Origin of the sequence: Xenorhabdus aichiensis (assembly GCF_028598775.1) — a bacterium.
Taxonomy (GTDB): domain Bacteria; phylum Pseudomonadota; class Gammaproteobacteria; order Enterobacterales; family Enterobacteriaceae; genus Xenorhabdus; species Xenorhabdus bovienii.
This window is the reverse complement of sequence record NZ_JAQRFO010000001.1, coordinates 148,615-162,621: the sequence shown is the minus strand read 5'-3', so window position 1 is coordinate 162,621 and position 14,007 is coordinate 148,615. Positions and strand designations below refer to the sequence as shown.

Here is a 14,007-nt window from a genome sequence, read left to right as displayed (position 1 = left end):
GATAACAATCGATTGTAGGGGATGTTATCGATCTTGTGTGAAAGTCATTTTCACCCGATGGGAACGCTTGATATAAGGAACGAAAACAGCGGCAGCTAATAGCGGCCATAACAGAGAACGAATAGCCATCTCGTCAGAAATGGGGGAAAAGGCGAAGGTTTTTATGGCAATTAGAACAGAGACCATGAGCCAGATAATAAAGATACGCGGGAATCGTTTTGAACGAATAAAAAGCAACTTTAATACCCAGAGAGTAAAACACCACATCATTGCCGTGGTTAATACTGATATATACCACATAGAGGTAAAGTTTCCGTCCATTTGGTGGACAGCTTCGTTTCTGTAGATGAGCGTTATTAAATATAGCAACAGCATTAAACTGGCCGCAATAAGTGTCATAATCAGATAGGCGGCGGGAGCCAATAACCAGCCGTTAATACGGTAATAATCATTGGATTGATACATAAAGAATCTTCACTCCATGATGAGTATTTTGATATAGGAAAAAGATAGTAACACAGGAACCTTGATTATTTGCTAATTGGTGAAAGGTGGTGATATTTTCTGACGTCTTGAGACCCGTTAGCTGTATTACAAAAATTTTGAGAGGCGGTTATGAGTGATTTTTTAAAGGTTGGTCTAGTAGGGTATGGTTATGCAAGTAAAACGTTCCATGCGCCATTAATTGCAGGTACATCTAATGTTGAATTAGTTGCGATTTCCAGCAGTGATACAGAAAAAGTCAGAAAAGATTGGCCGACTGTTACTGTAGTTTCCTCGCCGGAAGCGTTATTCAGTAATCCAGATATTGATCTGATTGTGATCCCAACGCCCAATGATACTCATTATCCATTGGCACAGAAAGCTCTGGCAGCCGGTAAACATGTTGTAGTTGATAAACCTTTCACCATTACAGTGGAAGAAGCTGAAGCACTTAAAAAGCAGGCGGAAGAGGCTAATTTGTTGCTGTCTGTCTTCCATAATCGCCGTTGGGATGCCGGATTTTTAACAGTTAAGTCATTGATTCAAGATAATCGATTGGGAAAATTGAAATATTATGAATCCCACTTTGACCGTTACCGTCCGGTGGTTCGTCAGCGCTGGCGGGAAGCTGCGGGAGCTGGTGGAGGAATTTGGTACGATTTGGGACCTCATTTATTGGATCAGGCGGTTCAACTCTTTGGTAAGCCACATGCTATCACCGTGGATTTAGGTATGATTCGTCCAAATGTCGAGGCGGTAGACTATTTTCATGCTCAGTTGAATTATCCAGATTTGAAAGTTGTATTACATGCAACAACGGTCGCAGCAGCAGAGTCTCCGATTTATATACTGCATGGTATGGAAGGTAGTTATGTGAAGTATGGTTTGGATACACAAGAAGAGCGTTTGAAAGCAGGGGAAAGACCACCACGGACTGATTGGGGATACGATGTACGTGATGGAAGCGTGACGTTGTCACAAGGAGACGATTTAATAACACAAATTATTCCGACTCTACCGGGCAATTATGGCGCATATTATGCGGCTATCCGTGATGCTATTGTGGCTGGAAAACCCAACCCTGTGACTGCAAATGAGGCTATTTTGATTATGAAACTGATTGAAGCCGGTGAAAAATCAGCAAAAGAGCAACGCACGATCCTTATCGATTGAGAATGATAGAACAAGGGGAGCAATATTGATGAGCTGGTGGCAGAAGTTAAGGATCGACCCTTTTCTGGTAACACTAATTACAGTAGTGATCATAGCAACGCTTTTCCCCTGTGAAGGAGAATCGAAAAAGTGGTTTCAATATTTGACGACAGCGGCTATTGCACTCCTGTTTTTCATGCATGGAGCTAAGCTGTCCCGTGGTGCGATTCTAGCGGGAATTGGGCACTGGCGGCTGCATCTGGTGATTTTTCTGAGTACCTTTGTTTTGTTCCCGATATTGGGAATGGGGCTGTATTTTATTGTACCGGAATGGCTGTCGCCAACGGTCTATATGGGATTTCTTTATCTTTGCGCTTTGCCTGCTACCGTACAATCTGCTATCGCCTTTACTTCCGTAGCAAAGGGCAATGTCTCAGCAGCCATATGCAGTGCTTCGGCTTCCAGTTTGTTGGGTGTGTTTATTTCTCCATTATTGGTCGGCTTGTTGATTCAGACTAATGATGGTGGTGGTCATACTGATACGTGGAAAGCGATAAAAGATATTATCCTGCAACTGATGGTGCCATTTATTGTTGGGCACCTATCGCGTCCACTGATTGCCAGTTGGGTGGAAAAACATAAAAAATTGGTCAACACGACTGATCGATCTTCTATTTTGCTGGTGGTGTATGTTGCATTCAGTGAGGCGGTGGTGGAGGGTATCTGGCATAAAATTGATGCTTATTCGCTTATGATGATAGGCGTTGTGTGCTGTGTTTTATTGGCTATGGTATTGATGATTAATGTATACAGCTCGCGTTTGTTTGGGTTCAGTAAAGAAGATGAAATTACTATTGTCTTCTGTGGCTCCAAAAAAAGCCTCGCCAATGGTGTACCGATGGCTAATGTATTGTTTCCGGCTTCAATGGTAGGTGTGATGCTGCTACCGTTGATGATTTTCCATCAGATTCAACTGATGGTTTGTGCAGTACTTGCCCAGCGTTATGCAAGGCGTCCAAAAAAGGCAGATTAACTTTCTGCCTTCTCAATAAAGACTGCTTTTTAGCAGTCTTCTAGCGATTTGCAGCTTTGGCTTTCAGCGCTTGTTTTTCTGCTTCACTGAGGAATGCAGTTTTCAATCCATTAATCTGTGCTTGTCGGATTTGTTCGGGTGATAACCCAGCCGCAGGCGCAGCAACGTTATATTCGTGGCGAATTTCGATCCCTTCAACCGCTGGGTCATCTGTATTGATTGATGCCAGAATGCCATGCGCAAGGAATTGTTTCAGCGGATGGGCTGACAGGGAATTTATAGTACTGGTTTGCAGGTTCGATGTCAGGCAAGATTCAATACCGATGCCGTGTTTTGCCAGGTAATCCATCAATACGGGATCGGTAATTGCTTTCACGCCGTGGCCGATCCGGGTTGCTCCTAAATCACGAATAGCGTGCCAAATACTTTCTGCACCAGCGGCTTCTCCAGCATGCACACTAATGTTCCAACCTGCATCACGTGCTTGGATGAAATGCTGCTCAAACAGATGACCAGGGAAGCCAAGCTCATCACCTGCCAAATCCAGCGCTGTAATGTGTTGCTTATGAGCGAGAAGGCCAGCGAGTTCCTGAGAACAGGCCTTTTCGCCAAACGTTCTGCTCAGAATGCCAATCAAACGTATTTGAACATCAAGTTGCTGACTGGCAGAGTGAATACCATCAATTACCGCTTCAACCACACCTTCAACGGGGAGCTGATGTTTCATTGCCATGTAATAAGGTGAAAAACGCAGTTCTGCATAATCAAGCCCAGCATTGACCGCATCTTCAACGTTTTCAATGGCAACACGGCGGCAGGCATCTAAATCTGCCAGTACCGCTACTCCCCAATCCAGTTTTTGCAGGAAACTGATAAGATTAGGTTCGTTTTCAGTGATCTGGACATGAGGACGCAATGCTTCCAGCTCATAAGCTGGTAACGGGATATTATGCTGACGGGCGAGTTTCAGAATGGTTTCAGGACGAATGTTGCCGTCAAGGTGACGGTGTAAATCGGTCAGGGGAAGCCGTGTATCAATCATTTTTTATCCTTCTTATCAAATAGATATATACAAAAAAGCCAGTCAACACATTGACTGGCAAGAAAATGAAAGTACTATCGAAGTTTTTGCGATGCTTTTGCTGTGTAGGTTTTTTAACCCTAAGCATGTACTTTCTTGTGATGACTTTCTTCAGATTTGGGTACCCGTAATAGACAGACCCGTATAATTAAACGGGTCTGTCTGCCATCTTAGGAGCCGATTAAGTGATTATCAAGCAAGAATTGATGCAAGTCGGATTTTTTGTTGTTCAATTCAACTTTATCATTGGCATAGTGGAGCTTAAGGCCGATCACGTTATTCTCATCGGTGAGGATCTTAAACGAAACACCTTGGCTGGCTATCATCTGTACTTCTTGAGTAGCCTCGGCTTCTGCAGCCTCTTTTGTCTTTCCATCAAGTATTTTGGCTTGAGTGATAGACTCTATCAACATAGGTTTGGGGATCTTAACATCCAAAGATAGTTCTTGAAGAAGGGTACGGATCATTTCTTCTGGTCCCATGAGGATCAGCGAGTCTTTATTTTCTGGTATGTTTTTCAATGCGAGTTTGAAGTTTACCGAGCTTTCGCCTTTACTGTTTTTCCATTTCATCGGCTCAAGGCTGAATTGCGGGTTATTATTAAACAGCAGATGTGCGTTTTCGATAACTTTATTAGACACTGAATCGGTAGATAGAGCCTCTGAAGTCAGTGCTTTTGCCGTGGCATCGTTATAAGCCTGACTAAATTTACGGACTGATTGACCATCCAGATTACTCATACCGATAACCAATTGACCTGAGCCAAGATCCATGTTCTTGAGTTTGAGGCCATCAATGCCATAAGAGACATTCAGATTCAGGTTCTTGTCAGTTTCTCCTACCTTAGAAGTTATTTTCATTCCCTTGAGAGAGAAGCTGTCATCACTCGTTGAACTCAAGGTGATTTCATCAATATTATAATTTTGATCGCCAAGATACAGGTCGAATTTACCTTTCTTGTTGTCGCCCTTAAAGCCAATGCCTTTAAGAGTCAGCTCTTCGTGTTTGGAAGGAGAGCTGAAAATCAGCTTATCGCTTTTCACATCAAATTTGAAATTACTTAAATCACGGGCAATTTCAGCATCGATTTTGGCACCTGAAAAAACCAGTTTATTGCCATTTTTCGCTGTGTAATCAACAGGAATAAAGTCAATATCAGTAGAAAGGCCACCGCTATAACCTATTTTGGTTTCCATGGTGAGCAGGGATTTACCTTTGGTAGCTTCAAATAAGGCTTTTGTTGCTTCGCTCTGTTCTAGCTCTGAATGGATAGATGCCATTTTCGGAACCAGATGAAGTTTTTTCAGGTCAGAAATGGGTAACGGGCCATGTCCTATACTGGATTTGAAGATAATTTCTTCATTTGGTTTGATGTCCGTATTTTTCACGCCATCTTTGATTTTGAGGATCAAGCGGACATCAGAACTGAAAACGCCACGTTGAAAATCTTTCGTTTGCAATTCAATAGCACTTTCAGGAAATGATTTTGCAAGTTGAGTGTTTACAGTCTTAATGATGTTATTCAGGCGGCCTTCAATTTGTTTCCCTGTATACCATGATGCGCCAGTCCATGCTGCACCTAACGCAACAATAACACCTACAGCTACTAACGATTTTTTCATGTGGAAATTCCATCCTTTTTATGCATACAACATTACGGAAGTATGCGTTCTGTCTTTAATGTCGATAATGGTTGTTAATTGTATAGTTTAACTAAAAAATTTTTAATCAATTTTCAATAAAAGAGTCATTAACAACCAATGAAAAGGTGTAGCCCTATGGATCTAAACTCATTAATTAGATACTTTAGCAATTTTCCCATTACCATGAACAGTCAAGTTTTTTTCTATAGCAGATAAGAAAACTGATTCACCTGAGAATAATCTCAATTGCTGTTGCTGTTCATCCGAACTGATAATTATTTGACCTTCAAAGCAAAATAGAACCGAAGCAGAATCATTTTTCAGTGTTATTGGCTGTTCTGAAACATCATAAACAGAAAAGTAAAAATCATTGACAGGAACAGGGTAATTCAGAGCATCTTTTTCCTGTTTTGGGAGAGTCAGTAGAGTATCGGCGGGTTTGGAAACAAAATCCAGATTAGCCATCAACTCGGCAACATCAATATGTTTGCTGGTTAAGCCGGCGCGCAGGACATTGTCTGAATTGGCCATGACTTCTAAGGCCACACCTTCGAGATAAGCGTGAGGTGTACGGGCATAGAGAAACATAGCTTGGCCTGGTTTCAGTTCAACGATATTCAGCAGCAGGGGGGTGAATAAACCATTATCATCGGGATAGAAGGCAGTCACTTTTCTGATGGTATCCCAAGGTTCTCCCTCTCGATTGTTCAGCACTGATTTTAAAACGGCGAGCGCCAAACGTTTTTGTTCGCCTTGCATAGTCAACAACTGGGAAAAGAGAAACGATAGATGCGATTCAGTCGGGTTCTGGATAAATGCCTGAATATCGGGATGTGCGGCAGAAACATGGCCAAGTAATTGAGCAATGTCTGACAAAGGCCGAAAGGCATTCATTGCCTTAAACGGAGTCACAGCATACACCAATTCAGGCTTATGATTATCGTCTTTGTAGTTGCGCTGGGGAGAATTTAAAGGAATACCAGTTGCATCTTCTCTGGCAAATCCTGTTTCTGCCGATGACTTGTCCGGATGTACTTGAATGGAAAGTGGCTGGGCTGCGCATAATACCTTGAACAAGAACGGTAACCGCTGGAATTGTTCAACCACTTTTTTCCCCAGATATTTTTCTGGCTCTTGGGCTATCAGTGCATTCAACGCTATGGTCTCACCTGTTTTGGGATCAGTGACCTGAGAACTGCATTTCGGATGTGCACCCATCCATAGTTCTGCCATTGGCTGATTATTTGGATTCTTAATACCGTAGATGTCCGTCAGGGCGGTTTTACTTCCCCAGTCATAATGTTGGATCTGGTTGGTCATTTTCAGCATGGCAAGACTTCCTATAATAAAAAAATAAACTTATTTATATGACAACAATACAATAAACACGATCAGGTCGCATTATGGATAATAAATTTATGGCATGATAATAGAATGCCGACTAATTTATCTGCAAATTTTGATCCGGCGTATTCAATTATTCTGTGTGCTAAGGAGATAGTAATGGCAGCCACTCGCATTGAAAAAGACTCAATGGGACCTATTGAAGTACCTGCTGACCAATTATGGGGAGCGCAAACTCAGCGCTCACTGGAGCATTTCCGCATTTCTCAGGAAAAAATGCCTGTTGCGCTGATTCATGCTCTTGCATTGACTAAACAGGCTGCGGCCAGTGTCAATATGGATCTGGGCCTTTTGCCTAAAGAACGTAGTGATGCAATTATTGCTGCGGCGAAAGAGGTGTTGGAAGGCAAACACCCAACAGAGTTCCCTCTTGCTATCTGGCAGACTGGTTCGGGAACTCAAAGCAACATGAATATGAATGAAGTGTTGGCGAACCGTGGTAGTGAGATCCTTGGCGGTCAGAGGGGTAATGAACGTCTGATTCATCCCAATGATGATGTTAACAAAAGCCAAAGTTCCAATGACGTTTTTCCAACAGCCATGCATGTTGCAGCAGTTATTGGATTGAGTGAGCAGCTATTGCCTGAGTTGAAAGCATTACAAAAAACCCTGGCAGATAAAGCGGCAGCATTTAAAGACATCGTAAAAATTGGTCGTACTCACCTGCAAGATGCGACTCCTCTGACTCTGGGTCAGGAAATTTCTGGTTGGGCAGCAATGCTGACTCATAACCTGAAACATATTGAAGATAGCATTCCTCACGTATGTGAATTGGCACTGGGCGGTACAGCGGTAGGCACTGGCCTGAATACGCACCCTGAATATGCCGTTCGTGTTGCGAAGAAAATCGCTGAATTATCTGGCCAACCTTTCGTTACTTCCCCAAATAAATTTGAAGCACTGGCAACTTGTGATGCATTAGTTCATTCACATGGAGCATTGAAAGGTCTGGCTGCATCTCTGATGAAAATTGCTAATGATGTTCGCTGGTTAGCTTCTGGCCCTCGTTGTGGTATTGGTGAAATTTCCATTCCTGAAAATGAGCCAGGTAGCTCAATTATGCCGGGTAAAGTGAATCCGACTCAGTGCGAAGCCATGACAATGCTGTGTGCACAAGTGATGGGTAACGATGTGGCAATTAACATTGGCGGAGCATCTGGTAACTTTGAGCTGAACGTATTCCGTCCGATGGTGATCGATAACTTCCTTCAATCAATTCGCTTGTTAGCGGATGGTATGCGTAGCTTCAATGAGCATTGTGCTGTTGGTATTGAACCTAACCGTGATCGTATTACTCAATTGCTGAACGAATCTCTGATGCTGGTAACGGCTTTGAATACCCATATTGGTTATGATAAGGCCGCAGAGATTGCTAAAAAAGCACATAAAGATGGTCTGACGCTGAAGCAGTCAGCGATGCAACTGGGTTATTTGACCGATGCTGAATTTGACGCATGGGTTCGTCCAGAAGATATGGTTGGTAGCATGAAGTAATTCTGACTACCCAGTGACAAAATTAAGTCATTGACGATATAAACCGGAGGAGAAATCCCCCGGTTTTTTGCTTTATATTTCCCGATAAAGATGTAAGCGTGGGATAACTAATTCAAGTGGTTTGGCTTTGGGTTTATATCGGTGCTTGATGGCATTGGCATTATAATTTGATAATGTACCTATCTTCGGTTTCATTTCGCAATCGTCTGTATAAAAAGCAATAATTGGCAATGGACAGGCATATTGCACCTGTTTTTGCAGTTCTGAATACCAAACGCGGGTAATAGGCTGAACTTTGACAGGCCTTTTGATTTTCAATATCGCATCATCAGGTAATTTCTTAATATCCGTGATTTCTAATGCAACCAATGCAGCCCATTGATCGCTAGAGTAGGGAGGAACCGCTCGTCCTGAATTATAACTTTTTTCCAACTGTTCAAGAACTTGTTGTTTGGTGACTTTATTAATGATGTTTTTATTCGCCCAACCAAAATTGATAGAGTCTGGATTCACTAGGGGAGTGATAGTGCGGTAGGCATTCAGGGTAATTAGACCGCGTAGATGGTCATGGACAAATTCAAATCTTTGTTCTTTGCTGACGCCTGACTCTTTGGTGACGATATTTTCCAGTTCGGCCTTAAGCTGGTTAACTTCATTGATAACGTTCATCGCTGTTTTATATTGCTGGTGGCTAACAGCAAAACATAACGCACCAGGTAACCGACTTGCAGCTTTGCTGCTGATATTGGGGTGGTTATGGTGTATGAATAGCTTTTGGTAGAAATGTAGCCCTAAGTTGAGAGCGTCATTTCCCTGTAATGGGTTGACTGCAATTTCAGTAATCTGCTCATGTTCTTCGCCTTTTTCAATTTGAGGCAATTCAAACACCCGCGCATTAATGAGCGGGTAGTCCATCAATAATCCAACGAGTTCAGCCAATTTTTCTTCCTGTTTTTTGAAGCTGGACGTAAGTGATTCTATTGAAAAGTATTTATTCATAAGGACTCTCAGCGATAAATGATGTGGCTTTTTCATTTATATTTAGTTACAACATACTTATTAGTATAACAATAAAAGGAGTAAATCTTCAACAAAATACAAAAAAAGCCTAATAAACAACAAAAAGAAAAACGTCTGTTGCGAAACATTTCACTGTTGTGATAAAAATCAAAAAAGGAATTACTGATTATCTAACAAGTTTCAATAAGTATTCATGTAATAAGTATAAGAAAAACTGTTCACTTTATATCGTTGATAGAGTGGAGCCAAACACAGCACCAAGGTTGTTTAAGATGAAAAAATTAGTCAAGCCAGTGAATTCCTTTGAAAAGGTAGTTGATACGCTATTACCGTATTCTGAATTAATTGCTTCTGATTTACCGACACAAGGTAAATTGCTTAGAGTTGAAAATGAGTTCGCTAAATTTTTTTTATTGCAGCGGGGGTATGTAAATATACGAAGAGTAGATGACGGTTTAATCATTGCAACGGTTTTTTCACCTTATATTATAGGGTTATCTTTCTATTCTGGCTCTGATGTCTATTATTCCATTGAACTTGGCCCTCATTGCAGACTATATCAACTCCCTCGTATTAATGCTTTGAATGCTATAAAAAAACATGATCTTTATAGAGAATGGATGAGGATAATTTCATATAAGATGGCTTTTTTGTATGCAAGAGATGTCAGTATTTTTCGTCCTGGAGCCAAAGAAGTTGTGTGCAGTCTATTATCCCGACTTATAACTCTGCCTACTGAATTTCACGAAAATACATCTGTCATCAAATACATAGAACAAAGATGTACTCTTTCACGCAGCTGTATACAACGTGTATTATCGTCGTTGAAAAGAGAAAATTATATTGAAATAATTGATGGGCATTTAGTAAAAATTAATTCATTACCAATGCATTCTTATTATTAAAGTGAAAGGGTGAAAAACAAACAATTTAATGATGTTAAACTTTATTTGGTAAAAAATTGCCGGAATATGTTTATGAATACCGGCAATTTAATTTTATTACTTTTCAAGTTTGTTAAGTTTTAAGCCTAAATAAAATGCGATTATTATTAATAATGAAATGAATATAGCTACACCATTCCATTGAAAATGCAGCCAGAATACGCCACCTAATGTTCCAGCAACGCTGGAGCCTGCGTAATAGCAGAATAAATAAAGGGATGAGGCTTGCGCTTTGGCTCGTTTAGCTCGCCATCCGACCCACCCACTAGCAACCGAATGAGCAGCGAAAAATCCCGTAGTTAGTACCATCATGCCAAGCATAACTGCCCAGATGGAAGAACATATTGTAATGAAACCGCCAATCAACATCATGCTGATCGCAACCAGTAGCACCTTTCCACGCCCATGTTTATTTGTCAAAGCACCTGCTTTTGTCGCACTGTAAGTTCCTGTTAAATAAACTATCGACAATAATCCAATAATGGTCTGGTTAAAATAGTAAGGCGCATCCAATAGTCGATAACCAATATAGTTAAACATAGTGACAAAACAGCCCATTAATAAGAAAGCTTCAGCAAACAATAAAGGCAGGCCTTGGTCACGAAAATGCAGTTTCAGGTTGATAAACAAGGTATTAGGTTTTAATGAATTTGGTTTAAAATTTTTGGAAGGTGGTAACATTTTCCAAAATGCGATAGCTGCAATTAGTGCAAATGAACCCAGTAAAATGATAGCAAACCGCCAAGGAAAATGATCCGCAATCACACCTGTAATCAAACGCCCACTCATTCCTCCCAATGAATTTCCACTGACGTAAAGCCCGATAGACAACGCAACATAACTAGGATGGATTTCTTCGCTTAAATAGGTCATTGCAACAGCGGCAACACCACTTAATGACAACCCAATCAGCGCGCGGACAACCAAAAGCCCGTTCCAGCTCGTCACTACTGTACTCAAGAGGGTAAAAATGGCAGCAGCAGCCAGTGATATTACCATGACATTTTTACGGCCAAGAGCATCTGATAAAGGACCTGTTATCAATAAGCCAAGAGATAACATACCGGTGGATAGAGATAGTGCCAAGCTGCTGCTTGCTGGGGAGACATTAAATTCCTCTGATAAGATGGGCAATATAGGCTGAACAAAGTAAAGTAACGCAAAAGTTGCTAGTCCTACGGCAAAGAAAGATAGGGTAACACGAAGATATACAGCATCGTCTCGTTGAATATAGCGCTGCTCATTTTCATGTCGTCGATTGATTTCAACATCACTCTCAACGTCAGGAACTGCTGATTTTTCACTGACGCTTGGGGCTGTATTCACGTGACTTCCTTAACTTATGTAAAAAATGCTAACGACTTAATTTCGATTAAGAATAGGAATTCATGAATATTTTGTCTAATATATTAATCGTAATGAATGATATGTTTAAAATATTAATATGGTGATGAGTGATGGGTATAAACATCGAGTTAAGGCACTTACGTTACTTTATTGCTGTTGCAGAAGAATTGCATTTCGGGCGTGCAGCGGAACGATTGAACATCTCACAACCGCCATTAAGCCAACAAATTCAGGCTCTTGAAACAAGCATCAAGGCACAGTTACTGGCGCGTAATAACCGCAATGTCAGTCTTACTCCCGCCGGAAATATGTTTCTTAAGGAGGCATACCAGATACTTGGCCAAGTGGATGCTGCAGCAACTAAAGCCGCTAGAATGCAGCAGGGTGAACTGGGAGAGATATCCATTGGTTTTACATCCACCACACCTTTCATGCGTAAGGTCACTCTCAGTTTACGTCAATTCCGTGAACGTTATCCTGACGTGGCCATTCATATGCATCAAATGAACACCAAGCAGCAAATAGCACCTTTGCAGACAGGTAGAATTGATATCGGGGTCATGCGTAATACGTTATTGCCTGATAACTTAGAGCATCGATTACTTTTCCGCGAACGCTTTATGCTAGCGGTATATGATGGGCATCCCCTGCTGAATTATGCTAACGAAGGTATCAGCTTGGAAATGTTATCTGGCTATCCACTCGTATTTTTTGAGCGTGATGTAGGAACAGCCTTGTATGATGAAATTATCTCTCTGCTGGCTAATGCAGGAGTCACCCCTATGATTTCACAGGAAGCGGGGGAAGCGATGACAATACTTGGATTAGTCGCTGCGGGGTTAGGGATCAGTATAATAACGGAATCATTTACCCGGATGAAAATCGATGGTGTTCAATATCTCCATTTAGCAAATGCTCCTGCCTGCTCCGAAGTCTGGTTGGTCAATCACAAGAATCGACAGAATAGCGCGGCAGTAGACCGATTAACCAATCTCTTAATTTCAAATATTGTTGATGAAAGTTGTTAATTACACGTAATAATCACGATAAGTTCGTGTGAACGATCACATTTCCACTGTAAACGGATATCTTCTAATTTAAACAAGGACATAATCGTTACTCATTATTTAGAGGCACAAATTAAATAACGGGAGGCGAAGTGAGTGTCGATATTCAGCCAAGTCACGTTGACCAGATTAAACAGACCAATATCGGTCTGGTTTATCGGTTAATTGATCAATATGGGCCAATCTCACGTATCGCACTTTCCAAAAAATCCCAACTGGCTCCCGCAAGTATTACAAAGATCACACGGGAACTGATTGATGCCCATCTGGTGAAAGAAGCAGAATTTCCCGATCTGAGTTTTCGAGGGCGTCCCGCTGTAGGGTTGAAAATCGATAGTAAAGGGTGGCAATTCCTGTGCATACGCATTAACAAAGGAAGTATTGTCTTTGGTCTTCGTGATTTAAGTAATAACTTAAGGGTCGAAGAAGAGCTGCCGTTCTCATTTTCCCTGAATCAATCTTTTCTGGATTGTATCGTCAATGAAATTGATGATTTCTTCTTTCGGCATCGATCTTGTCTTGAACGCCTGACGGCCATTAGTATTACCACCAATGCGATTATCGATCCCAACAATGGGATTATTCACAGTTCGCCATATTATGATATTCAAGATATTCCACTTGGCACATTCTTGCATCAGCGTACTGGGTTACCAACGTTTCTGCAACACGGCATAACAGCATGGACAATGGCGGAATCTTTATATGGCGCGGGGGAAAACTGTCAGAACATTATCCAGATTGTCATTGACGATAATGTAGGAGCAGGGGTTATGACAGCGGGACAGATGCTTCATGCCGGAAACCATAGCGTCGTGGAAATAGGGCATACTCAAGTCGATCCTGATGGTGAACGTTGTTATTGTGGTAATACAGGTTGTCTGGAAACCGTTGTCGGAATAAAAAACATCTTGGTGAAAGCTCGTCACCTAGCAGAAGGCCATCCTGACTCTCTACTTTATTCAACATCACCATTGACACTTGATTCACTTTGCCAGGCTGCAAATCAAGGCGATCTTCTGGCAACAAACATCATCCATGATGTCGGAGAACGAATTGGGCGTATCATGGCAATTATGGTTAATATATTCAACCCAGAGAAAATCTTGATCGGTTCCCCACTGAATGGCGCACAGAGCATTCTATATCCTGCTATTCAACAGCAGATAGCCCAACTTTCTCTCCCTGGCTATAGCCAACAGGTTAATATTGTTGCCACCCGATTTGACAATACCGGGACACTGCCAGCGGCATCATTGATTAAACAATCCCTATATAGTGGTGAGTTGCTGATCGAACTCATGCAAGGATAGAGCACATTAGGCAAAACATTGCGCTA

General features: G+C 41.6%; 12 protein-coding genes. 6 read left to right on the top strand and 6 right to left on the bottom strand.

The features are described 5' to 3' along the window. Positions 1 to 24 precede the first annotated feature (24 nt). Positions 25 to 465: a DUF2569 domain-containing protein gene (locus tag PSI22_RS00805; protein WP_273577867.1), complete on the bottom strand. Its 441-nt coding sequence runs from the start codon at positions 463 to 465 to the stop codon at positions 25 to 27. A gap of 150 nt (positions 466 to 615) precedes the next feature. Here PSI22_RS00805 and PSI22_RS00800 point away from each other — a divergent pair, with 150 nt between their 5' ends. Together PSI22_RS00800 and PSI22_RS00795 are read left to right on the top strand one after the other, a co-directional pair. Beyond that, positions 616 to 1,656, top strand: a complete 1,041-nt coding sequence (locus tag PSI22_RS00800; protein ID WP_273577866.1) for an oxidoreductase — start codon at positions 616 to 618, stop codon at positions 1,654 to 1,656. Positions 1,657 to 1,684: 28 nt separating this feature from the next. Continuing rightward, positions 1,685 to 2,668: a bile acid:sodium symporter family protein gene (locus PSI22_RS00795; RefSeq protein WP_273577865.1), complete on the top strand. Its 984-nt coding sequence runs from the start codon at positions 1,685 to 1,687 to the stop codon at positions 2,666 to 2,668. Between the two features lie 40 nt (positions 2,669 to 2,708). Here PSI22_RS00795 and add read toward each other — a convergent pair whose 3' ends face one another. The 3 genes from add to manA form a co-directional block, all read right to left on the bottom strand. Next, on the bottom strand, positions 2,709 to 3,710 hold the full coding sequence (gene add, locus PSI22_RS00790; RefSeq protein ID WP_273577864.1) for an adenosine deaminase: 1,002 nt from the start codon (positions 3,708 to 3,710) through the stop codon (positions 2,709 to 2,711). A 209-nt stretch (positions 3,711 to 3,919) separates the two neighbouring features. Further along, positions 3,920 to 5,371 carry a YdgA family protein gene (locus PSI22_RS00785; protein ID WP_273577863.1) on the bottom strand — a complete coding sequence of 484 codons (1,452 nt, stop codon included), beginning with the start codon at positions 5,369 to 5,371 and terminating at the stop codon, positions 3,920 to 3,922. 171 nt (positions 5,372 to 5,542) lie between these two features. Continuing rightward, on the bottom strand, positions 5,543 to 6,721 hold the full coding sequence (gene manA / locus PSI22_RS00780; RefSeq protein ID WP_273577862.1) for a mannose-6-phosphate isomerase: 1,179 nt from the start codon (positions 6,719 to 6,721) through the stop codon (positions 5,543 to 5,545). 174 nt (positions 6,722 to 6,895) lie between these two features. On the opposite strand from manA, the gene fumC reads away from it, so the two are divergent. Beyond that, positions 6,896 to 8,290: a class II fumarate hydratase gene (gene fumC / locus PSI22_RS00775; RefSeq protein WP_238099384.1), complete on the top strand. Its 1,395-nt coding sequence runs from the start codon at positions 6,896 to 6,898 to the stop codon at positions 8,288 to 8,290. A 72-nt stretch (positions 8,291 to 8,362) separates the two neighbouring features. Here fumC and tus read toward each other — a convergent pair whose 3' ends face one another. Beyond that, entirely contained in the window at positions 8,363 to 9,289 is a 927-nt protein-coding gene (tus, locus tag PSI22_RS00770) for a DNA replication terminus site-binding protein (RefSeq protein WP_273577861.1), read from the bottom strand. A 293-nt stretch (positions 9,290 to 9,582) separates the two neighbouring features. On the opposite strand from tus, the gene PSI22_RS00765 reads away from it, so the two are divergent. Then, positions 9,583 to 10,215 (top strand): helix-turn-helix domain-containing protein, encoded by a 633-nt coding sequence (locus PSI22_RS00765; protein WP_273577860.1) that lies wholly within the window; start codon positions 9,583 to 9,585, stop codon positions 10,213 to 10,215. Between the two features lie 96 nt (positions 10,216 to 10,311). Here the strand turns inward: PSI22_RS00765 and PSI22_RS00760 are convergent, their stop codons facing one another. After that, positions 10,312 to 11,580 (bottom strand): MFS transporter, encoded by a 1,269-nt coding sequence (locus PSI22_RS00760; RefSeq protein ID WP_370688961.1) that lies wholly within the window; start codon positions 11,578 to 11,580, stop codon positions 10,312 to 10,314. Between the two features lie 137 nt (positions 11,581 to 11,717). Here PSI22_RS00760 and PSI22_RS00755 point away from each other — a divergent pair, with 137 nt between their 5' ends. Continuing rightward, a complete protein-coding gene (locus PSI22_RS00755; protein ID WP_273578006.1) occupies positions 11,718 to 12,629 on the top strand; it encodes a LysR family transcriptional regulator in 912 nt (303 codons plus the stop codon). Between the two features lie 131 nt (positions 12,630 to 12,760). Next, the gene (gene mlc, locus PSI22_RS00750) at positions 12,761 to 13,981 is read left to right on the top strand and encodes a sugar metabolism global transcriptional regulator Mlc (RefSeq protein WP_273577859.1); all 1,221 of its coding nucleotides are present in this window, start codon (positions 12,761 to 12,763) and stop codon (positions 13,979 to 13,981) included. Positions 13,982 to 14,007: the final 26 nt, after the last annotated feature.